This window comes from Methylobacterium sp. E-012 (assembly GCF_057836545.1).
Genome location: NZ_JBYQEY010000001.1, coordinates 1,969,916 through 1,988,678 on the forward strand (window position 1 = coordinate 1,969,916; position 18,763 = coordinate 1,988,678).

23 protein-coding genes are annotated in these 18,763 nt (G+C 71.1%); 8 read left to right on the plus strand and 15 right to left on the minus strand.

From position 1 onward, the window contains the following. Nucleotides 1–109 precede the first annotated feature (109 nt). The gene (locus AC3IF1_RS09340) at nucleotides 110–322 is read left to right on the plus strand and encodes a hypothetical protein (RefSeq protein WP_409564812.1); all 213 of its coding nucleotides are present in this window, start codon (nucleotides 110–112) and stop codon (nucleotides 320–322) included. 33 nt (nucleotides 323–355) lie between these two features. Next, nucleotides 356–745 (plus strand): DUF6894 family protein, encoded by a 390-nt coding sequence (locus AC3IF1_RS09345; RefSeq protein ID WP_489217315.1) that lies wholly within the window; start codon nucleotides 356–358, stop codon nucleotides 743–745. A gap of 138 nt (nucleotides 746–883) precedes the next feature. Here AC3IF1_RS09345 and AC3IF1_RS09350 read toward each other — a convergent pair whose 3' ends face one another. Then, the gene (locus AC3IF1_RS09350) at nucleotides 884–1,321 is read right to left on the minus strand and encodes a DUF488 domain-containing protein (RefSeq protein ID WP_489217316.1); all 438 of its coding nucleotides are present in this window, start codon (nucleotides 1,319–1,321) and stop codon (nucleotides 884–886) included. Nucleotides 1,322–1,577: 256 nt separating this feature from the next. On the opposite strand from AC3IF1_RS09350, the gene AC3IF1_RS09355 reads away from it, so the two are divergent. Continuing rightward, complete coding sequence (locus AC3IF1_RS09355; RefSeq protein WP_243968629.1) at nucleotides 1,578–2,408, plus strand: glycoside hydrolase family 25 protein; 831 nt, start codon at nucleotides 1,578–1,580, stop codon at nucleotides 2,406–2,408. Between the two features lie 89 nt (nucleotides 2,409–2,497). Here AC3IF1_RS09355 and AC3IF1_RS09360 read toward each other — a convergent pair whose 3' ends face one another. Genes AC3IF1_RS09360 through AC3IF1_RS09375 form a run of 4 tightly spaced genes read right to left on the minus strand, consistent with a single transcriptional unit; the run spans nucleotide 2,498 to nucleotide 5,767 of the window. After that, the gene (locus AC3IF1_RS09360; RefSeq protein ID WP_489217317.1) at nucleotides 2,498–3,274 is read right to left on the minus strand and encodes an ABC transporter ATP-binding protein; all 777 of its coding nucleotides are present in this window, start codon (nucleotides 3,272–3,274) and stop codon (nucleotides 2,498–2,500) included. Beyond that, nucleotides 3,271–4,323, minus strand: a complete 1,053-nt coding sequence (locus tag AC3IF1_RS09365) for a FecCD family ABC transporter permease (protein WP_489217318.1) — start codon at nucleotides 4,321–4,323, stop codon at nucleotides 3,271–3,273. Before AC3IF1_RS09365 ends, AC3IF1_RS09360 begins: the two co-directional genes overlap by 4 nt. Then, nucleotides 4,320–5,384: an iron ABC transporter substrate-binding protein gene (locus tag AC3IF1_RS09370; protein ID WP_489217319.1), complete on the minus strand. Its 1,065-nt coding sequence runs from the start codon at nucleotides 5,382–5,384 to the stop codon at nucleotides 4,320–4,322. Before AC3IF1_RS09370 ends, AC3IF1_RS09365 begins: the two co-directional genes overlap by 4 nt. Beyond that, on the minus strand, nucleotides 5,384–5,767 hold the full coding sequence (locus AC3IF1_RS09375) for a VOC family protein (RefSeq protein ID WP_489217320.1): 384 nt from the start codon (nucleotides 5,765–5,767) through the stop codon (nucleotides 5,384–5,386). Before AC3IF1_RS09375 ends, AC3IF1_RS09370 begins: the two co-directional genes overlap by 1 nt. Nucleotides 5,768–5,985: 218 nt before the next feature. Here AC3IF1_RS09375 and AC3IF1_RS09380 point away from each other — a divergent pair, with 218 nt between their 5' ends. Together AC3IF1_RS09380 and fabI are read left to right on the plus strand one after the other, a co-directional pair. After that, the gene (locus tag AC3IF1_RS09380) at nucleotides 5,986–6,912 is read left to right on the plus strand and encodes a DnaJ C-terminal domain-containing protein (RefSeq protein WP_243968620.1); all 927 of its coding nucleotides are present in this window, start codon (nucleotides 5,986–5,988) and stop codon (nucleotides 6,910–6,912) included. A 94-nt stretch (nucleotides 6,913–7,006) separates the two neighbouring features. Beyond that, nucleotides 7,007–7,831 (plus strand): enoyl-ACP reductase FabI, encoded by an 825-nt coding sequence (gene fabI, locus AC3IF1_RS09385; RefSeq protein ID WP_489217321.1) that lies wholly within the window; start codon nucleotides 7,007–7,009, stop codon nucleotides 7,829–7,831. A gap of 87 nt (nucleotides 7,832–7,918) precedes the next feature. On the opposite strand, the gene AC3IF1_RS09390 is transcribed toward fabI, so the two are convergent. The 5 genes from AC3IF1_RS09390 to cysK form a co-directional block, all read right to left on the minus strand. Beyond that, on the minus strand, nucleotides 7,919–8,077 hold the full coding sequence (locus AC3IF1_RS09390) for a hypothetical protein (RefSeq protein WP_489217322.1): 159 nt from the start codon (nucleotides 8,075–8,077) through the stop codon (nucleotides 7,919–7,921). Then, the gene (locus AC3IF1_RS09395) at nucleotides 8,070–8,375 is read right to left on the minus strand and encodes a hypothetical protein (RefSeq protein WP_489217323.1); all 306 of its coding nucleotides are present in this window, start codon (nucleotides 8,373–8,375) and stop codon (nucleotides 8,070–8,072) included. The genes AC3IF1_RS09390 and AC3IF1_RS09395 overlap by 8 nt, the downstream gene beginning before the upstream one ends. Further along, nucleotides 8,375–8,701, minus strand: coding sequence for a hypothetical protein (locus tag AC3IF1_RS09400; protein WP_489217324.1), 327 nt, complete (start codon nucleotides 8,699–8,701; stop codon nucleotides 8,375–8,377). The genes AC3IF1_RS09395 and AC3IF1_RS09400 overlap by 1 nt, the downstream gene beginning before the upstream one ends. A 127-nt stretch (nucleotides 8,702–8,828) precedes the next feature. Further along, nucleotides 8,829–9,326 (minus strand): hypothetical protein, encoded by a 498-nt coding sequence (locus AC3IF1_RS09405; RefSeq protein ID WP_489217325.1) that lies wholly within the window; start codon nucleotides 9,324–9,326, stop codon nucleotides 8,829–8,831. A gap of 386 nt (nucleotides 9,327–9,712) precedes the next feature. Then, nucleotides 9,713–10,687, minus strand: a complete 975-nt coding sequence (gene cysK / locus AC3IF1_RS09410; RefSeq protein WP_243968608.1) for a cysteine synthase A — start codon at nucleotides 10,685–10,687, stop codon at nucleotides 9,713–9,715. Between the two features lie 323 nt (nucleotides 10,688–11,010). Between cysK and AC3IF1_RS09415 the strand changes: the two genes are divergently transcribed. Beyond that, nucleotides 11,011–11,922: a TAXI family TRAP transporter solute-binding subunit gene (locus tag AC3IF1_RS09415; RefSeq protein WP_489217326.1), complete on the plus strand. Its 912-nt coding sequence runs from the start codon at nucleotides 11,011–11,013 to the stop codon at nucleotides 11,920–11,922. Between the two features lie 12 nt (nucleotides 11,923–11,934). Here the strand turns inward: AC3IF1_RS09415 and AC3IF1_RS09420 are convergent, their stop codons facing one another. Then, entirely contained in the window at nucleotides 11,935–12,474 is a 540-nt protein-coding gene (locus AC3IF1_RS09420) for a GcrA family cell cycle regulator (protein WP_243968638.1), read from the minus strand. A gap of 449 nt (nucleotides 12,475–12,923) precedes the next feature. Here AC3IF1_RS09420 and AC3IF1_RS09425 point away from each other — a divergent pair, with 449 nt between their 5' ends. After that, complete coding sequence (locus AC3IF1_RS09425; protein WP_489217327.1) at nucleotides 12,924–14,111, plus strand: patatin-like phospholipase family protein; 1,188 nt, start codon at nucleotides 12,924–12,926, stop codon at nucleotides 14,109–14,111. Between the two features lie 114 nt (nucleotides 14,112–14,225). Here the strand turns inward: AC3IF1_RS09425 and AC3IF1_RS09430 are convergent, their stop codons facing one another. The 3 genes from AC3IF1_RS09430 to AC3IF1_RS09440 all read right to left on the minus strand — a co-directional run bounded on the left by AC3IF1_RS09430 (nucleotide 14,226) and on the right by AC3IF1_RS09440 (nucleotide 16,444). Then, nucleotides 14,226–14,354, minus strand: coding sequence for a TFIIS helical bundle-like domain containing protein (locus tag AC3IF1_RS09430; RefSeq protein WP_243968602.1), 129 nt, complete (start codon nucleotides 14,352–14,354; stop codon nucleotides 14,226–14,228). An 87-nt stretch (nucleotides 14,355–14,441) separates the two neighbouring features. Then, complete coding sequence (pyk, locus tag AC3IF1_RS09435) at nucleotides 14,442–15,854, minus strand: pyruvate kinase (RefSeq protein ID WP_489217328.1); 1,413 nt, start codon at nucleotides 15,852–15,854, stop codon at nucleotides 14,442–14,444. Between the two features lie 95 nt (nucleotides 15,855–15,949). Then, nucleotides 15,950–16,444, minus strand: coding sequence for an SRPBCC family protein (locus AC3IF1_RS09440; RefSeq protein ID WP_489217329.1), 495 nt, complete (start codon nucleotides 16,442–16,444; stop codon nucleotides 15,950–15,952). 257 nt (nucleotides 16,445–16,701) lie between these two features. Between AC3IF1_RS09440 and AC3IF1_RS09445 the strand changes: the two genes are divergently transcribed. Further along, nucleotides 16,702–17,916 carry a lytic murein transglycosylase gene (locus AC3IF1_RS09445; RefSeq protein WP_489220360.1) on the plus strand — a complete coding sequence of 405 codons (1,215 nt, stop codon included), beginning with the start codon at nucleotides 16,702–16,704 and terminating at the stop codon, nucleotides 17,914–17,916. A gap of 7 nt (nucleotides 17,917–17,923) precedes the next feature. On the opposite strand, the gene AC3IF1_RS09450 is transcribed toward AC3IF1_RS09445, so the two are convergent. Further along, nucleotides 17,924–18,712: an aldolase gene (locus AC3IF1_RS09450; protein WP_489217330.1), complete on the minus strand. Its 789-nt coding sequence runs from the start codon at nucleotides 18,710–18,712 to the stop codon at nucleotides 17,924–17,926. Nucleotides 18,713–18,763 lie beyond the last annotated feature (51 nt).

The following is an 18,763-nucleotide window of genomic DNA, read 5'->3' on the forward strand; positions in this document are numbered from 1 at the left end:
GCGCCGCACGCCCCATCTTGTCCACAGGCGTCGCGGCCCGGCGCAACGCCTTGGTAAGCGCCCGCGCGCCACGGTCCAGGCTCAGATCGACAAGCCGAGCCCGGACGCGATGATGACCTGCCAGCAACTCGCCGAGGAACTGAAGCGGATCGCCACCACGCAGGTCAGCGACATCACCCGCGCGGTCAAAGAGGGCCAGAAGTCGATCGCCCTGAACGAGGTGCGCGATATGGCGCGGCGCCTCGAACTCCTGGCCGACGCCTTCGACCCGCGGCCGGCGACCGAGGATGCCGAGCCGGCCGACGGTGCGCAGGCGGCCTGAGGCACGTATTCGGCCCTCCCGAGGAGCCTCCCTATGATCCACGCCCATTTCCTCGTCCGCTTCGGCGGCGCGTCGCTGCCCGCTTCGGCGGCACAATGGGTTGCCAACGCCGACGCCGCCCGGGCGACCGCGCGCATGATCGTGCAGGGCCTGATGCGCCAGCACGGCGGCGACCCGCGGTTGCTCGACGCGACCATGGTGATCACCGACGAGACCGGCGCGACGCAGCTGGAAATCCCGTTCCTCGACGCGCTCTACATGCCCGTCGAGCCGGTGGCCGACCTGGACCGGCGGACGCGGCGCATCGCCCCGCCCTCGCGACTCGCCGCCACCCTGCGCCCGCTTCGGAAGCTCGCCGGCGCGATCGGTGCACGCATGCAGCCTGTGCACGGATCCCCGACGGATTCGCGCTTTTCCGCGTGACGAGCCGGCGCCGCGCGTCTCCCCCACAGAGGGGGGAGGGAGGTGCGCGGCACGCTGGGGGCGCCTCGTCTCCTGAAAGATCTCACGGAGAGGCGACCCGGCCCCGGTTTGCGTAACCCCCGTGACCCGGAACGCCCCTCAAAGATCCCTGACCGTGAAGCCCCGCTCGCCCAGGCGCTCCGTCAGGACGCGCCGGTGGCAAAAGGCCGGATCGCGCTCGAAGCAGAGCAGGCAGAGCGGAGCGGCCTCGGCCAGGGCGGCGAGGTCGTCGAGACTCGCCTGTCCGGCGGCCGTGTCGAGCACTTCCTCGCAGTAGATCCGGCGCATCAGCGCCGCGTCCCCCGCCCGGGCCGCCAGGCGGCCGGATTTCGGGGTTCCGAGGCTGCGCAGATGCGTGTAGCCGAGCCCGGAATCCCGCAGGGCTGACCCGAGGGCGCCCTTCGAGAAGCCGCGCTTGCGCGAATTCGCCACCGCCCGGACATCCGCCAGGACGGCGACACCGGCGGCGCTCAGGATTCCGGGGACGTGCTCCGACTCGAGCCCTTCGTACCCTATGGTAAAGATTTGCTTGTTCACGGCGGCGTGACCGAACTCGTGTGTCAGGCCCGGCACTTAGCCGGGTGTCACCCTGTGCAACACCCTGGGATGTCCTGCGTATGTCGCGGCGTTGCAACGCATCTCGGAATTCCGCCGCAATGATCGCAAAGGTCCGTTAACCGCGCCGGGGCCATCGAATACGCCTGTCTGAGGCGCATCTTCGGTGGCGGGCTAAACACTGATGTCGCGGATCGACCAGTTTTCGCACACGTCCTCCCCCTGCCGGATTCCGGGCATGAGCCATCGGCTGAGGGCGGCTCGCCGGCTCGCCGGACGGTTCGCGGCGGCGGTGATTCTCGCCGGCCTCGCGGCCTGTGCGTCGAATCGCGATTTCTACCCGACCAAGGGCGACGCGAAGCCCCATCCGGGCGTGGCCAAGGCGAAGCTCCACCCGATCCAGGGCATCGACATCTCGAAGTGGCAGGGCAACGTCGATTGGGCCTCGGTCCGGGCCTCCGGAACGCAGTTCGCCTTCATCAAGGCGACCGAAGGCGGCGACCACGTCGACGAGCGCTTCCGCACCAATTGGGACGGGGCGGCCCGGGCCGGCGTCCCGCGGGGGGCCTACCACTTCGTGTTCTGGTGCCGCTCCGCGAAGGAGCAGATGGAGTGGTTCCGGAAGAACGTGCCGAACGACCCGGCCGCCCTCCCGCCCGTACTCGACGTCGAGTGGAACGGCCACTCGCAGACCTGCCCCAAGAAGCTGCCCCGGGCGCAGGCCCTGGCGATGGTCACCGAGATGCTCGAGGAGATGGAGCGCTACACCGGCAAGCGGCCGATCATCTACACCGACATCACCTTCCACAAGGACGTGCTGGAGGGCGAGCTGCCGGATTACCCGCATTGGCTGCGCTCCACCGCGGCGGAGCCGGAGGAGCGCTTCGTCAATCGCAAGTGGATGCTCTGGCAATTCACCTCCACGGGCCGCGTGCCGGGGGTGCAGGGCGACGTCGACCGGAACGCCTTCTACGGCACGCCGTCGGACTGGGCCTCGTTCCTCTCGACCGATTGCGATCCCCGGGAGCACAAGCGGTTGTCCGAGCAGGGGCTTTGCACGGACAAATAGGTGTGCCTGAGGCGAACAAGCCTGGGTTCGTTCCGGCGGCGGTATCCCGGGCTATGAATGCGGCAACCCGCGGCGGCGTGGGATAGCAGTCAGTCGATGACCGGCGCGCAGACCGGCGCCGCGATGCCGGGCACCGTCGCCATCACCACGTCGATCCCGTAGATCCGGCGCAGCAGCGCCGGGGTGACCGTCTCGGCGGAGGGTCCGCAGGCGGCAACCCCACCGTCGTGCAGGGCGATGACGCGGTCGGCGCAGAGCAGGGCGTGGCCGGGATCGTGGGTCGAGAACAGCACGGCGATGCCGGCCCGGGCCAGGCGGCGGACCTGGCCGAGGACCCGGGCCTGGTTGCCGAAATCGAGGCTCGCGGTGGGTTCGTCCATGATCAGGAGCCGCGGCGCCCCGCTGAGCGCCCGGGCGATCAGGGCGAGCTGCCGTTCGCCGCCGCTGATCTCGGTATAGACCGTCCCGGCTAGGTGCCCGATCCCCAGGGTGGCGAGCGCCCGCTCGGCGGCCGCCTCGTCGGATGGGCCGGGCGTGGCGAACGGCCCGAGCCGGCTCGCCCGCCCCATCACCACCATCTCGCGGACCGTGAACGGGAAGTAGGCCGCGTGCGCCTGCGGCACGGCGGCGACCGCCCGGGCGGTCTCGGTCCGCGACAGCCGGGACAGGTCCGACCTGTCGAGCCGGATCCGCCCCGCCCGGGCCGGAAGCAGGCCCAGCACGGTCTTGAGCAGGGTCGTCTTGCCGCCGCCATTGGGCCCGAGCAGGCACATCACCTGGCCCGCCGCGATGCCGAACGAGACCCCCGCTCCGACGGTCCGGTCGCCGTAGCCGAAGGCGAGATCCTCGACCTGCAGCAGCGTCATCCGATCCGGCCGCGTCCGGCCGCCAGCAGCCACAGGAAGAAAGGGGCGCCGACCAGGGCCGTGAGGATCCCGAGGGGCACCTCGATCGTCCCGACGGTGCGGGCGATCAGGTCGACGGCGAGGAGGTAGCCGGCCCCGAGCGCCAGGGAGGCCGGCAGCAGCCGGCGGTAGTCCGGCCCGACGAGCAGGCGGGCGATGTGGGGCACGATCAGCCCGATCCAGCCGATCACCCCGGTCATCGAGACCGCCGCCGCGGTGATCAGGGTCGCCCCGGCGATCAGGATGGGGCGCAGGACCCGCGTCTCCACGCCGAGGGCCCGGGCCTCCTCGTCCCCGAGGCTCATCAGGTTCATCCGCCAGCGCAGCAGCACCAGGGGCGCGAGGCCGACTAGCATCATCGGCAGCACCGCGCCGACATCGCCCAGAGTCACCGACGTGAGGCTGCCGAGGAGCCAGAAGGTGATCGCCGGCAGCTGGTTATAGGGATCGGCGAGCACCTTCAGGAGCGAGATACCCGCGCCGAGCACCGCGCCCACCGCCACGCCCGCCAGCACCAGCGTCAGGACCGGATCGTTGCGCCGGACCGCGAGCCCGACGCCGTACACCGCCGCGACGGCCGCGAGTCCGCCCAGGAAGGCGAGCGCCTGGATCGGCGCGACCGGAAGGCCGAGATAGATCCCCAGCACCGCCCCGAGCCCGGCTCCGGCCGAGACGCCGAGGATGTCGGGCGAGACGAGTGGATTGCGGAACAGCCCCTGATAGGTTGCCCCCGCCGCCGAGAGGGCCCCGCCGACCACCAGGGCGGCCACGACCCGGGGCAGGCGCACCTGCATCACCACTGTCTCCACCGCCGCCGGCGCCCGGGCCGGCAGGCCGAGCAGCCGGTGGCCGAGCACGTTGGCCAGATCCGTCAGGGTGACCGGATACTTGCCGACCGCCAGCGCGAGCACGGACAGCGCCAGGAGGACGGCCCCGGCCAGGAGCGCCGCCGGGGCCGGGACGCTCCGGTGCGCCCGCACCGGGGCCGCGGCGGAGGGGGATCGGCTCACGGCGTTGCACCCGCTTGCGTCGGATCGAGCAGTGCGGCCGCCTGCGCGGCGTCGAGGTCGACGTGATAGAAGCGGTGGTAAAAGTCGCGCACGACCTCCGCCATCGGCTGCGGGAACAGGTCCCGGTGGAGCAGCCCCGCCAGCCAGCGCAGGCCGATCAGCCGGTTGACGCCCGGCGGCGCGTCGAACCACGGAAACGGCTGTTGCGGCGCCAGGTAGATCCGGCCGTCCCGCACCGCCCGCAGGTCCCGCCAGAGCGGATCCGTCCGCACACCGGTCGCGAAACCCGGATCGAGGGTGACGATCACGTCGGGATCCCAGGCCAGGACCTGCTCCAGGGAGACCGCGCCGAGGCGCCCGTCGCCGCCCTGCGCGACGTTCCGGCCGCCGGCCGCCTCCACGAGTTCGGTGTTGATCGAGCCGGAGAACCCGGTCTCCAGTCCGCGCGGCCCCCGAGCGTAGTAGACGCGCGGCCGCCGATCCTCCGGGATGGATCCGACCGCCTTCGCCACCGCGCCGGTCAGGTCCTCTGCGTAGGCCGCGAGGGCGTCCGCCTCGGCCTGCCGGCCCAGGGCCGCCCCGAGCTGCCGGTAGGATTCGGGGATCTTGGCGAAGCTGCCGTCGAGCAGGATGTAGGGGATGCCGGTCTGAGCCTGGACCCGGTCGGCCAGCGACGCATAGGTCGGTCCGAGGCTGCCCGAATCGACGATCAGGTCGGGCTTGGCGGCGAGCACGCTCTCGACGTTGGCGGTGCCGCCGCGCCCGGTCAGGCGGCCATAGGCCGGGAGCGCTCGGGTGCGGGGCTCGAGATAGGGCAGCGCCTCGGGCCGGGGGGCGCTGACCCAGCCGACCATCCTGTCCGGCGCCAGGGTGTAGAGCAGCACCGAGGCCGGGGGGCCGGCGGCCAGGACCCGCTCGATCCGTTCGGGCAGCTCGACGGTCCGGCCGGCCGCGTCGGTGAAGGGGCGGGCCGCGGCTGCGCCCGCCAGGACCAGGAACTGGGCCAGAAGCAGCGCAAGCGCGCCGGCGCGGGATCCGCCGGGTCCGAACAGGGCCCCCATCAGACGGATCCGCGCTCCAGGATCTCGATCAGCGCCCCGTCCGGCCCCTCCACGAAGGCGATCCGCAGCCCCGGCCCCCGTTCGGTGATGCCGGTCCGGACGGGGACGCCGCGGGTCGTGAGATCGGCCATGGCCGCTTCGATATCGGCGACCCGCAGTCCGATATGCTCGATGCCGAAGCAAGGGGTGGATGCGGCCGGCGCCGTCTCGGCGGGCGCCTGCTCGATGAACACGGTCAGCCCGCCGAGATCCAGGACCACCCGCTGCACGGGGTCGGCGCCGACGCGCTTCACCTCCCGGGCCCCGAAGGTCTCGACATAGAACCGCGCGGCCTGCACGGCGTCGCGGCTGCGCAGATGGACGTGGTCGCAGGCATATTGCATCGGACCTCCAGTTCCTCGCGATTCGGCGTCAGCGCAGCTCCAGTCACGCTGCGCGGGCCTGTGCCGAAACGAAGTTATGTCCCCCAATACTCCGGGACGAGGGGGACCGCTTGACGCCGGCCGCGAACCCGCAGACTTTCGCCCCCAGGACCGTTGCAGGTATGCAACAGCCTTCCCACATCCGGGTGGAAACCCGACACCGCACAGCCAAGAGTTCCATGCGCAATCCCTACGACGTGCTGGGCGTGGCCAAGGGGGCGAGCGAGGCCGACATCAAGAAGGCCTATCGCAAGCTCGCCAAGGACTTCCACCCCGACCGCAACGCGAACGACGTGAAGGCCAAGGACCGGTTCGCCGAGGCCAATTCCGCCTACGAGATCCTGGGCGACGCCGAGAAGCGCAAGCAGTTCGACCGCGGCGAGATCGACGCCGACGGCAAGCCCCGCGCGACCGGCTTCGAGGGATTCGGCGGCGGACGGGCCGGTGGATTCGACTTCGAGAACATGGCCCGCAGCCGGCAGGGCGGCATGGGCGCCGGCATGGCCGGCGGGATGGGCGAGGACATCTTCTCGCATATCTTCGGCGAGGCGTTCCGCGCGGGCGGGGCCGGCCCCGGCGCCCAGCGCCAGGCCGCCAAGGGCGAGGACATCGCCGCCGAGCTATCCGTGACCCTGGAGCAGGTCGTCAGCGAGGAGAAGCTGCGCCTGTACCTGCCCACCGGGCGGGAGGTGGACGTGGTCATCCCGCGCGGGGTGATCGATGGCCAGGCCATCCGCCTCCGCGGGCTCGGCCAGAGCGCCGGTCCGCGCGGTGAGCCCGGCGACGCGCTGCTGACCATCCGGATCCGGCCGCACCCGAATTTCACCGTCGACGGTCCGGATCTGCGGACCACGGTCGATGTCCCCCTCGAGGATGCCGTGCTCGGCGGCACGATCCGCGTGCCGACGCTGACCGGACCGGTGGAGATGAAGATCCCAGCGATGACGAGTTCGGGCCGCACCTTCCGCCTGCGCGGCAAGGGCCTGCCGAAGAAGGACGGCAGCCCCGGCGACCTGTTCGCCACAACCGCCATCGTCCTGCCGGCGGGCGAGGACGCTGCGCTCATGGACTTCGCCCGCGCCCGCCGCGGCGCCAAGGCGGCCTGAACGCGCGGGGGCGCCCCGGACTTCCGTCGCCGGGCCGCCTCCGCTAAGGAGACGCCCCGGCGCCGCGAGGTGTCGCGAGGCTTCGGGATCGATCATGGCGGAACACGGGCAGGGGCTTCTGGCGGGCAAGCGGGGCATCGTCCTGGGTGTCGCCAACAACCGCTCGATCGCCTGGGGCATCGCCCGCAGCGCCCGCGCCCACGGGGCGGAGCTCGCCTTCACCTATCAGGGCGATGCCCTGCGCAAGCGGGTCGAGCCGCTGGCGAGGGAAGTCGACGCCCACGTCATCGGCCATTGCGACGTGACCGAAGCGGCCACGATCGACGCGGTGTTCGCGGAGGCGGCCCGGGTCTTCACCGACGGGATCGACTTCGTCGTCCACTGCGTGGCCTTCTCCGACAAGGACGAGCTGACCGGCCGCTACATCGAGACCTCGGAGGAGAACTTCACCAAGTCGCTCCTGGTCTCATGCTACTCGTTCACGGCGGTGGCCCAGCGTGCCGAGAAGATCATGCGCCCCGGCGGCTCGCTTGTGACGCTGACCTATTACGGCGCCGAGAAATGGATGCCGCACTACAACGTCATGGGCGTCGCCAAGGCGGCGCTCGAGGCCTCTGTGCGTTACCTCGCGGCCGATCTCGGCCCGAAGAACATCCGGGTCAACGCGATCTCCGCTGGCCCGATCAAGACGCTGGCCGCCTCGGGGATCGGCGACTTCCGCTACATCCTGAAGTGGAACGAGTACAACGCACCCCTGCGCCGGACCGTGACCATCGGCGAGGTCGGCGAGACGGCGGCGTATCTCGTCTCCGACATGGCCGCCGGCATGACCGGCGAGATCCTTCACGTGGATGCCGGCTACCACGTCGTCGGCATGAAGAATCCGGACGCGCCGGACCTGTCGCTCGACAAGGACTGACCCGTCTCCACGGCGGGCCGTGGCGAAACGGATTACGAACGACCCAGGGCGTACGACACGTACGAGGTCCCAAAAAATTCGGGCTGGTCAGCTGCCGCCGGGATCCGTCTCGTCCTGCTGGGTCTCGCCGCCCTGCGGCCCGAGCCCCGGTTTGCCGTCAGTCTTCTCGTTCGGGTCCTTGACGGCATCCGGCGCGACGTTCTTCGGCTTGTCCGGCTTCGCGTCGGTCTCCTTGCGGTCAGTCATCCCGGGTCTCCCGCTCCGCGCGGGACAGGCCGCCCGCAATGCTGTCGTCGGTCGCCGCCGCGGCCTTCCGGTCGGACTGTCCGCCGGACGAACCGCCGATTGCCGGCGGTGCCCGTCCCGGGTCACCGGTGCTGCCCCAGCCGTCCTTGGGTTCCGTTCGGGGCGCGGCGCCCATATCGGTGATGGCTGCCTGCTCGGCGGTCTGAAGACCGCCGCCGGCAGCCGGTCCCCCGGGGGAGCCGACCGCGTCGTCGGGCTTGCGGGTCGCCGTCCCGGAGTCGCGCGTCGGCTGGACCATCAGCGTTTACCGTCGTCCTGGCCGACCGCCGCGGTCGCCCGGTTGATCGCCTCGCTCAGATCCGCGCCGGTCCCGGTCTTGCCGTTGAGGGCGTCGAGGTTCTCGCGCGGCGTCTCCGCCTCGGTCGCATCCGTGGCATCGGAGCCGGGCGTGCCCGAGGCGATCCGCGCTGCGTCTGCGTCCCCGGCCGGATCGCGCTTCAGATCGGCCTGGGTCCGGGCCGCCAGCCCCACGTCGAGGGGCGAGTCCTGGCCGAGATCCTGACCGTTCCGGTCGGCCTGGGCGCTGAAGGTCTTCAGCGACGGTCGGTCTGTCTGCTGGCTCATGGCTCGCCTCCTCCGTGTCTGCGCAGGACAACGGAGGCGGGACGGGAGGGTTGCGCCGGGGACGATCGGTCGCCCTGGGAGCATTGCCCCGAGAGGAGGCTGCCGGTTCCCGGAGGAAGACGCGGCGTCAGCGTCCCACGATGCGTGGCAGGAGTGCCTGGGCCAGCCGCTGCACCGCATCCTCCGCCGCCCCGCGGCTCATCGCCTTGGCTTCGATCGTCAGAAGATCGCCGTCGCGCAGGATGACGGCGGTCGAGCCCGCGCCGCCGGTGAAGGCGTACAGGCTGATCCAGCCGATCGCCGGTCCGGCGGGCAGGCTGGTGAGCCGGCAATCCGGGTTCTGCTTGAGGCAGAGGGTCTCCAGCGCAGCGAGGGTGGTCTTGCCGGACCGGATCCGATCCTCGGTGCCGTCGGTCAGGCGCCCGAGCTGCAACGCCACCGTGGGGGCGCCCTGGCAGGCCTGACAGGTGAGAATGAGCTGACCCGGCTGGGCCTGCGCGGTGGCACCGTCGCCGAGGATCGTCCGGGCCGGCTCTGCGAGGGACGTCAGGTCATGGATCGCGAAACCCTGCGCCAGCGCCATTTGGGACCACAGGCTGCACAGGATCGCGAAAAGGCAGCGCATGCGCGAATCTCCGACCGGTCGCCCGATCGGCGGTAGCGGAACGATCAACGAAGATCCAGACGGGTCTTGCGCGGGCCGCGGCACTGAGAATTTATGATCGTTTGCGCGATCGATACGCGCATGCAGCAATCGAGAGTGCTGAATAAATCCAGACGACCTGCAGACAACGCCCACTCAAGCCTTTGAACTGGAGTGTTCGGAGCGACATAGCCTCTCAGAATGACGATCTCGCGGAACACCCTTCGGCCTGTGCCACCCGCCGTGGCGACCGACTCGGCCCCGGCCGGCCATGCCCGAACCCTATGGACCGCGTCCCGCCGAGGGCGGCCCCGCACCGTTCGACGCGGCGCGGGGCACGCGGCCGCCGCGTCCGCGGCGCAGCCCGCTCAGCCGATCCCGTCGAACAGCGCCGACGAGATGTAGCGCTCGGCGAAGGAGCAGGCGATGGTCACGATGCGCTTGCCCTGGAACTCGGGCCGTTTGGCCAGCTCCAGCGCGGCCGCGACGTTGCCGCCGGTTGAGATGCCCCCCGGGATGCCCTCCAGCCGGGCCAGCGCCCGGGCGGTCTCGAAGGCAGTCTGATTGGAGACCTTCAGCACGCCGTCGAGGATGGCGGTGTGAAGGTTGTCGGGGATGAAGCCGGCGCCGATCCCCTGGATCTTGTGCGGGCCGGGCTGGCCGCCGGAGATCACCGGGGATTCCTCCGGCTCCACGGCAAAGACCTTCATGTGGGGGAGGCGGGGCTTCAGCACCTCGCCGACACCGGTGATGGTGCCCCCCGTGCCCACGCCGGCCACGAACGCGTCGAGCTGGCCGCCGGTGTCGCTCCAGATTTCCTCGGCGGTGGTCTTCCGGTGGATCTCGGGGTTGGCGGGGTTGGAGAATTGCTGCGGCATCACCGAGCCGGGAATCTCCTTCAGCAGCTCCTCGGCCTTGGCGATCGCGCCCTTCATGCCCTGCGCGCCGGGGGTCAGCGCCAGCTCCGCGCCCAGGAAGGCGAGCATCTTGCGCCGCTCGAGCGACATGGTCTCGGGCATGACCAGGATCAGCCGGTAGCCCCGCGCCGCGGCCGTGAAGGCCAAGGCGATGCCGGTGTTGCCGGAGGTCGGCTCGACCAGCGTGCCGCCGGGCTGCAGCTTGCCGGAGGCCTCCAGCGCGTCGATCATGTTGACGCCGATACGATCCTTGACGCTGGCGATCGGGTTGAAGAACTCGAGCTTCAGCAGGATCTCGGCGTCGACGCCGTGCTCCTTCGGAAGGCGGTTCAGGCGGACCAGGGGCGTGTTGCCGATCGTTTCGGTGATCGAGCCGTAGACACGGCCGTGGCCGACCTTCGCCGGTGCGTGGAGGGAATCGGCCATCGCGGAACTCCTGCTCGTCGTGGGATCGGACAGATGTGTGTCCGGACCGACCAGACCAAGGCTTCCTGGGTTGGGGAGGCTGGGCTCGGACGCGGACGGGAGGCTGCGATATCGCGTTGCCGCCACCGGAGCAATCGGGCTAAGTGCCCTTGCTGAAAGTTCTTTCCGCTCCCGACGATGTTTCCGGCCGTTGGTGGAACGGCTTTGCTATTGGCCGCGGGATCGATGGAAACTTATTCTCCTCCTCTGCGCCGGCCGGGCGCCCACGCATGACGGGACCGCCGATGCCGACTCGCCGTACGCACGCCGCCGGAGCAGGGCCGTTGACGCGCCGGACGGCGATCCTCGCAGCGCTTGGCCTCCTCGCGGCGCGGCCGGCCCAAGCCGCCGACGCCGTCCACGTCGTCCTGGCCACGGCGACGCCGGGCGGCGGCTTCCCGGCCTTCGGAGCGGCCTTCGCGGCGGCGATCCGGCAGGCCGATCCGGACCTCACGATCGAGACCCGCGCCAGCGCCGGCTCAGCCGAGAATCTCGGCCTCCTGCGGTCCGGCTCCGTCGATCTCGGCTTGGTTCAAGGAGAGTACGCCTACCCGGCCTTCGCCGACCCCGGCGGGGTCACCGTGCTGGCCCCGATGTACCCGACACCCGGCCTGTTCGTCGTCCCGGCGGGCAGCCCGATCCGGTCGGTGGCGGATCTGCGTGGACGCGCGGTGGCGCTGGGCACGCACCAATCCGGCCTCACCGTGATGGGTCGCACCGTGCTCGCCGCTTCGGGGCTCGATCCCGAGCGCGACATTCGCCCGATCCTGCTCGACCGGGCGGGTGATGGGCCGACCCTGGTGCGCGAGGGCCGTGCCGACGCGCTCTGGGGCGGCGGTCTTGACTGGCCGGGCTTCGCGGCGCTCGCCCGCGCGCCGGGCGGGGCCCGGTTCTTCGGTCCGACCGAGACCGGGATCGCGCGCCTCGCGCAGCCCGGCGCCGCGATGAAGCGGCTGACCGTGCCGGCCGGCAGCTTTCCAGGGCAGGCAGACCCGATCGAGACGGTGGGCTCCTGGAGCTTCGTCCTGGCGCGCCCAGGCTTCGACGGCCATCCGGCTGACCGGATCGTCCGCGCGCTCGCCCGCGACGCCGCAGCGCCGACCCACCCGAGGAACCTCATCGGGCTGGTCCCGGCGGAGCGCATCAACGCCGCCACCGCACGCTACCTGCGCGCGACAGACGCGAGCCGCTCCTGAATCTGTCGCCGATCAGCGGAACGAGGCGACCCGGCGATCCCGCTTCCGCTCGGCCGCGGGCTGGTAGGCGATCTCGGCGTGGTGGGTGCAGTAGGGGAGGCCGGTGATCGCGCGTCCGCCGCAGAACCGGAATTCCGGTGTGGTCGGGTCGCCGAGCGGCCAGCGGCACATGGATTCGCGCAGGTCCATGATCGTGACCCGCTGGGAGGTGGCCAGAGGGACCGGTGCTGTCGCCGGCGCGGGGGCCGGGAATTCGGGCGCCGGGCGGTGCGACAGGATCGCCACCGGCTCGGGGGCCTGCGTCTCGACCACCGCGATGGCGGTCTCGATCTCCACGGTCTTCGCCGACGGCACCACGACGGCGGCGGCAGGCAGTTCCTCGCCGCCCCTCGGGCGTCCGGCCAGACCGAGGCGATGGACCTTGCCGATCACCGCGTTGCGGGTCACGCCACCGAGCTGCGCCGCGATCTTGCTCGCGCTCTGCCCTTCCTCCCACAGCCGGCGCAGGAGCGCCACGCGATCATCCGTCCAGCCTACGACGCCCGCTTCCATCATCCCCTCCGCCCCCTGCGGCTCGCGCTGCGCCATGGTCTGCGATGCGCATCCCGGGTCAATGGACCCGCCATTCGGCCGGCCACGCCGCCGTGCGGACCGCGCACCCGCGCGACAGGCTCCGCACCGCAGTGCGACACCCTGTCTCGTCAAGCCGCGGGGAACCCTAGCGCGCGGCTCGCGAGCGTTGCAAGGGCGCCGGGCAGTCCGGGGCGCCTCCTGTCCACCGCCAAAGGTTTGACGGCGTCCGGCGCGGCGGCCCGATCGCGCCACCGCGTGGGTGATGCGCCCGCATCGGTTTCGCGAACCCGCGATCCCGTATGATCGTGACCCCCGCGCAACAGCGCCATGTTATCGCGCCCATTGGCCGGCTAAGACGGAACCTCCGCTGCGGCCAAGCTCGTTCCGTATGGCACAGTGGCCGGGTTTCACGGATCGGGGTGACGAGGATGGGTTTCCGTCGGACAAGCCTGCACGCGCTGGTGGCGCTCGGGCTGGCGGGCCAGGTCACGGCCTGCGGCAGTCTTCCGCGCACGCCGTACACCGCCGAGCAGGCGTCGCTCGCGGGCATTCCCGGCATTCCGGGCGCCCGCGTATTCGCCGACGCCTCGGTGGAGACGATCGCGGAACTCGCCGCCAACCCGCACAGTCGGGCCAAGGGATTCACCTACCTCGCACTCTCGGGCGGCGGCGGCGACGGGGCCTACGGCGCCGGTGTGCTCAACGGCTGGACGGCCTCGGGCCAGCGACCGGAATTCACCCTGGTGTCGGGTGTCTCGACCGGTGCTCTGATCGCGCCCTTCGCCTTCCTGGGTCCGGCCTACGACGCCTACCTGACCGAATTCTACACCAGCGGCGTCGCCGGCGATCTGGTGGCGTCGCCCAACCTCGCGAACGTGCTGTTCGGCTCGGGCCTGTTCGGCGACGGGCGCCTGCGCAACCTGATCGACCGCTACGTCACGCCGGACCTGATCCGCGCGGTGGCCGAGGAGCACGCCAAGGGCCGGCGCCTGCTGGTGGTGACCACGAACCTGGATTCCCAGCGCGCGGTGATCTGGAACATGGGTGCCATCGCGGCGAGCGGGGTGCCGAACGCCCGGGAGCTGTTCCGCGACGTCCTGGCCGCCTCGGCCAGCATCCCGGCGGTGTTCCCGCCGCAGCTGATCGACGTCTCGGCGGGCGATACGCGCTTCCAGGAGATGCATGTCGACGGTTCGGTGGTGACGCCGGTCTTCACGTTGCCGCAGACGCTGCTGCTGCGCGACGGCCGGATCCGGACCGGCGGCAAGGCCGAGATCTTCGTTGTGATCAACGGCCGCCTGGAACCCGATTTCGAGGTCACGAAGGACAACACCCTCTCGATCGTCGGGCGTTCCTTCACCACGGCGAGCCGGGCCCGCTCGCGGGCCACGCTGACGGCGACCTACGCGCTCGCGCGGAACAACGGCATCGGCTTCAACCTGACCTATATCGACGAGGACGGCCCGAAGGTCCCCCCCTCGAAGGGTTTCGACACCGCCTACATGCGCGCCCTCTATGAGGAGGGCATGGCGAAGGGTCGGACCGGCGCGTTCTGGCAACACACGGTGCCGGCGGCGCCGACCGTCAAGGAGACGGCCGCCGCGATCGCGAACTAACTGTGAGGCCGCGCGCCTGACGGCGCGCGGCCAGCGCGTTCGAGCCGTACGCGCCCGCGTTGCGATCGGGAACGGCTTGAAGGTTCTGCTGTGACGCGCTCGGCGCCGAGCGCCCTATCGGCCCAGGATCTTCGTGACCAGGCGGCCGATCGGCGTCGCGGTGCTGGCGTTCCGGTCGTCGCGATCGACGGGGCGGTTCTCGTTGCCGAGGATCTTTGAAACGATGCGTCCGATGAGGTTCATGGGTCGGCCCTCCGTTGGCGCGCCATAACGGCGCAGCTTTCGATTCAACGGGCGAGTGGCGGGGCGCGTTCCACCCGGGCCTCCGCCTCAGACTTGCAGCAGGCGAATGTTGTTGGTGTTGCCGGCCGTGTGGAACGGGATGCCGGCGGTGACCACGATGATGTCGTTCGGCTTGGCGAAGCCCTCGTCCTGCGCGTGCTGCCGGGCCTTCGCGGTCATCTCCTCATAGGAGTCGACATCCTCGGTCAGGACGCTGTGCGCGCCCCAGAGGAGGCTCAGCCGCCGCGACGTCGCGAGGTTCGGCGTCAGCGCCAGGATCGCGGCGGCCGGGCGCTTGCGCGCCACCCGGGCGGCCGTGGTCCCGCTGGCCGTGTAGGCCACGATGGCGGCGGCGTGCACGGCCTCGGCGAGGTCGGCCGTTGCGGTCGCCACGGCGTGGGGCGGTGTCTCCTCCTCGCCGGGCTCCGAGGCCGCCACGATCGAGTGGTAGAGCTTGTGCCCCTCCACGCTCCGGATGATCCGGTCCATCATCGCCACCGCCTCGACCGGGTAGCGGCCGGTGGCCGATTCCGCCGAGAGCATCACGGCGTCGGCACCGTCGTAGATCGCGGTGGCGACGTCGGAGGCCTCGGCCCGGGTCGGCGCGGGGGCATTGACCATGGAGTCGAGCATCTGGGTCGCCACCACCACGGGCTTCACCGCAAGCCGGCAGGCGCGGATCAGCTCCTTCTGCCGCCCGGGCACGTCCTCGTGCGGGATCTCCACGCCGAGGTCGCCGCGGGCCACCATGACGGCGTCGGAGAGGCGGATGATATCGTCGATCCGCTCCAGCGCCTGGGGTTTCTCGATCTTCGACATGATCCCGGCACGGTCGCCGATGATCCCCCGCGCCTCCATCACGTCCGAGGGCTTCTGCACGAAGGACAGGGCCACCCAGTCGACGCCGAGTTCGAGCCCGAAGGCGAGGTCCGCCCGATCCTTCGCGGTGAGCGGCGACAGGTCCAGCAGCGTCCCCGGCAGGTTGACGCCCTTGCGGTTCGAGATCGTCCCGCCGGTGACCACCTCGGCGGTGATGGCGGTCCGCTCCGGCCCGGTGACGCGCACCCGCACCCGCCCGTCGTCGATCAGCAATTCCTGGCCGGGCACCACGGCGTCGAAGATCTCCGGGTGGTGCAGGGGAATCGCCTGCTTGTCACCGTCGGTGCCGTCGAGGACGAACCGGACGGTCTCGCCCGCCTCGAGATCCAGCCGGCCGTCGCGCAGCGTGCCGATCCGGATCTTGGGTCCCTGGAGATCCTGCAGGATGCCGATCGGCCGGCCGACCTCCTGCTCCAGAGCACGGATCGCGGCGTGGACCCGGGCATGGTCCGCCTGGACGCCGTGACTGAAGTTCAGCCGGAACGTATCGACGCCGGCGAGGAACAGGGCATGGAGCCGGTCGGGCGCCGATGTCGCGGGGCCCACGGTGGCGACGATCTTGGCGTGGCGGTGACGACGCATGCGGGTCTCGGCCTCCTGAGACTGCCCCTGGGGATCGTGCCGGGCGGCTGGTTGCCGCCCGAAGAGCGTTTCGCACCCACGCGATTCGACGGGGTCTATCTGGACGCTTCCCGGGCGATCCCGGCAAGCCCGGACTCGAACACGCCCGCGATGTCGGCGACGGCCTCGGCATCGCTCATGCCCTCGGCGTCGAAGGTCGCGCTCCAGAGCACCGTCGATCCGGTGCCGTTCGGCCGGACGGTTAGCGTCGCGTTGTAGGCGCGCACCGGCAGTGGGCCCTGGACGAAGCCATAGCTGTAGCTCATGCCGACCTCGTCCCGCGCGGTCTCGACCTCCACGACGGTGCCGAGGCCGCCCTTCACCACCAGGCCGCGGATCTGCGCGCGGATGCCGTCATCCTCGTCGTCGCTCGACAGGATGCAGCGCTCCACCTGCGGGTGCCAGAGCTGGATGGCGCAGAAGTCGCCGACCAGCGCCCAGACCGCGCCGGGCGGCGCGGGGATGTCGCGGCTGCGGGTCACCTCCAGGGCGCAGGCCGGTTCCGCGGCGAGCAACGCCGTACCGAGGATCGCGAGGGCCGCACGCTTCACCGGGTCGGTCTCCCTCGGGCCATGTCGGGTGAACGTCGGATATCCGCGTTTGTTCGTCGGGCACCGCGCGGGCACGGCGGACGGGTCACATGACTTGGTGAGATGGCCCCAATTGGCGTCCGATCGAGACCGGCCGCTTCCTGGAAGCCGCCCCGCCCTGCGGGTTATGCTGGTACGTCGAGGGATCTGAATCGCCGGAGATGCCCATGCCCGCTCACGATGCGCCGAAGCAGCCCGCGCGGATCGGCATTCTCGCCATGGCCTGCGCGCTGGCACCGACCCTGGCGGTCGCCGCACCTGACGCCGCCCCGCCCGCGCCGCAGGCCTTCGAGACCTGCCGCGCCGACCTGATCGCCTGGGCCACGGCGCGGGCCGTGCCGCAGAGCGTCGCGGACGCCCAGCTCGCCGGCCTAACCGCTGATCCGGACGTGCTCGCCTCCAGCGGGAGCCAGGGCGAGTTCGTGCGGCCGATCTGGGACTACATCGAGGCCAGCATCACCCCGTCCCGCATCGCGGACGGCCAGCGCAAGCTCGCCGAGAATGCCGAGACCCTGTCGGCCATCGAGGCCCGGTACGGGATCGATCGTCACATCCTCGTGGCGTTCTGGGGCGTGGAGTCGAATTACGGCGCCGTCCTCGACAACCCCGCCATCGTGAAGCCGGTGGTGCGCTCCCTGGCGACCCTTGGCTGCGGTGACCCCGCCCGCGCCCCTTACTGGCGCGACGAGCTGGCGGCGGCCCTCCAGATCCTGGCGTGGAACCAGGCTCCGCTGGACCGGATGCCCGGCGGGCTCACCGGTTCCTGGGCGGGCGCGATGGGCCACACCCAGTTCATGCCGAGCGTGTACCAGCGCTACGCGGTCGATTTCGACGGCGACGGGACACGCGATATCTGGACCTCGGTGCCGGACGCCCTGGCCTCCACGGCCAACTACCTGCGCGCCCAGGGCTGGAAGCCCGGCGAGGGTTGGGGCGCCGAGGCGATCCTTCCGGAGAACTTCGACGCCGCGCTCGCCGACGAGACGACGCCCCGCAGCCTCGCCGCGTGGCGGGCGCTGGGCGTGTCACCCGTCCCCGGGCGCCCGATTCCGGACGAGACCGCGGAGGCGACCCTGATCCTGCCCGCCGGGATCCGTGGTCCGGCCTTCCTGCTCCGGCCGAACTTCGCGGTGATCCTGCGCTACAACACGGCGCTCGCCTACGCGCTGACGGTGGCGCTCCTGTCGGACCGCCTGCGCGGGGATCCAGGTCTCGTCCGCGACTGGCCGCGGGGCGACCGGCCGCTCACCGCCGACGAGCGGCGCGATATCCAGTATCGGCTCACCGCGCGGGGCTTGCCCACCGGCGGTGTCGACGGGAAGATCGGCCCGAAGACCCGGGCGGCCCTGCGCGCCTTCCAGGGCTCGGTCGGGCTGCCCGCGGACGGCTATGCCGACGCGGCGCTGCTCGACAGGATCCGGGCGACGCCGTGAGCGCCGGTCACGCCAAAAAGGCCGGCTCGTCCCGGGCGAGCACGCGCTTGACGCTCTCCAGATGCATCCGCGCGCTCTCGGCGCGGCCGGCCGCCTCCTGGGCCGCCACGTGCTTCACGATCGCTTCGGGCACGATTTTGAGGGTGCGCCCCGTGCTCAGGGCGAGCACCTGCGCCTGTGCGGCCCGCTCCAGGTAATACAGATCGTCCCAGGCCTCCGCGATGGTCTCGCCCAGGACCATCACGCCGTGATTCTTGAGGAACACCACGTCGGCATCGCCGGCGCTCTCTGCGATCCGCCGGCCCTCATCCGAATCCAGGGCCAGCCCGTTGTAATCCTCGTCCACCGCGATGCGGCCGTAGAAGCGCAGGGCGGTCTGGCCGGCCCAGGCCAGGGGCTGCCCCTCCAGCATGGCGAGGGCCGTGGCGTAGGGCATGTGGGTGTGGAAGGCGGCCCGGGCGCGGGGCTTCAGCCGGTGCAGCTCGGCATGGATGTGGAAGGCCGTGGCCTCCGGCTGGCCGTCGCCCTCAACGACGTTGCCGTGGAAGTCGCAGAGCAGGAGACTCGACGCGGTCACCTCCGCGAAGGCCAGACCGTAGGGATTGACCAGGAACAGGTCGGGCCGCTCGGGCAGCACCGCCGAGAAATGGTTGCAGATGCCCTCTTCCAGCCCGTGCCGGGCGGCCCAGCGCAGGCAGGCGGCGAGGTCGATCCGGGCGCGGCGGACGCTGTCGCCGTTGAGCGGTTCGTTGCTGCGCGCGGGCGGCGTGCCCGGGGCGGAGACGGCGTGCGCCATGCGGGGGAGACTTTCCTGCTCGCGTTCGAAAAACTGCCGCCGGAGACCCGG

What these genes read in the sequence shown, in the direction of transcription:
- AC3IF1_RS09340 (WP_409564812.1), top strand. Translation starts at nt 110, where the DNA reads ATGATGACCTGCCAGCAACTCGCCGAGGAACTGAAGCGGATCGCCACC.
- AC3IF1_RS09345 (WP_489217315.1), top strand. Translation starts at nt 356, where the DNA reads ATGATCCACGCCCATTTCCTCGTCCGCTTCGGCGGCGCGTCGCTGCCC.
- AC3IF1_RS09355 (WP_243968629.1), top strand. Translation starts at nt 1,578, where the DNA reads ATGAGCCATCGGCTGAGGGCGGCTCGCCGGCTCGCCGGACGGTTCGCG.
- AC3IF1_RS09360 (WP_489217317.1), bottom strand. Translation starts at nt 3,274, where the DNA reads ATGACGCTGCTGCAGGTCGAGGATCTCGCCTTCGGCTACGGCGACCGG.
- AC3IF1_RS09370 (WP_489217319.1), bottom strand. Translation starts at nt 5,384, where the DNA reads ATGGGGGCCCTGTTCGGACCCGGCGGATCCCGCGCCGGCGCGCTTGCG.
- AC3IF1_RS09375 (WP_489217320.1), bottom strand. Translation starts at nt 5,767, where the DNA reads ATGCAATATGCCTGCGACCACGTCCATCTGCGCAGCCGCGACGCCGTG.
- AC3IF1_RS09380 (WP_243968620.1), top strand. Translation starts at nt 5,986, where the DNA reads ATGCGCAATCCCTACGACGTGCTGGGCGTGGCCAAGGGGGCGAGCGAG.
- fabI (WP_489217321.1), top strand. Translation starts at nt 7,007, where the DNA reads ATGGCGGAACACGGGCAGGGGCTTCTGGCGGGCAAGCGGGGCATCGTC.
- AC3IF1_RS09390 (WP_489217322.1), bottom strand. Translation starts at nt 8,077, where the DNA reads ATGACTGACCGCAAGGAGACCGACGCGAAGCCGGACAAGCCGAAGAAC.
- AC3IF1_RS09395 (WP_489217323.1), bottom strand. Translation starts at nt 8,375, where the DNA reads ATGGTCCAGCCGACGCGCGACTCCGGGACGGCGACCCGCAAGCCCGAC.
- AC3IF1_RS09400 (WP_489217324.1), bottom strand. Translation starts at nt 8,701, where the DNA reads ATGAGCCAGCAGACAGACCGACCGTCGCTGAAGACCTTCAGCGCCCAG.
- AC3IF1_RS09405 (WP_489217325.1), bottom strand. Translation starts at nt 9,326, where the DNA reads ATGCGCTGCCTTTTCGCGATCCTGTGCAGCCTGTGGTCCCAAATGGCG.
- cysK (WP_243968608.1), bottom strand. Translation starts at nt 10,687, where the DNA reads ATGGCCGATTCCCTCCACGCACCGGCGAAGGTCGGCCACGGCCGTGTC.
- AC3IF1_RS09420 (WP_243968638.1), bottom strand. Translation starts at nt 12,474, where the DNA reads ATGGAAGCGGGCGTCGTAGGCTGGACGGATGATCGCGTGGCGCTCCTG.
- AC3IF1_RS09425 (WP_489217327.1), top strand. Translation starts at nt 12,924, where the DNA reads ATGGGTTTCCGTCGGACAAGCCTGCACGCGCTGGTGGCGCTCGGGCTG.
- AC3IF1_RS09430 (WP_243968602.1), bottom strand. Translation starts at nt 14,354, where the DNA reads ATGAACCTCATCGGACGCATCGTTTCAAAGATCCTCGGCAACGAGAAC.
- pyk (WP_489217328.1), bottom strand. Translation starts at nt 15,854, where the DNA reads ATGCGTCGTCACCGCCACGCCAAGATCGTCGCCACCGTGGGCCCCGCG.
- AC3IF1_RS09445 (WP_489220360.1), top strand. Translation starts at nt 16,702, where the DNA reads ATGGCCTGCGCGCTGGCACCGACCCTGGCGGTCGCCGCACCTGACGCC.
- AC3IF1_RS09450 (WP_489217330.1), bottom strand. Translation starts at nt 18,712, where the DNA reads ATGGCGCACGCCGTCTCCGCCCCGGGCACGCCGCCCGCGCGCAGCAAC.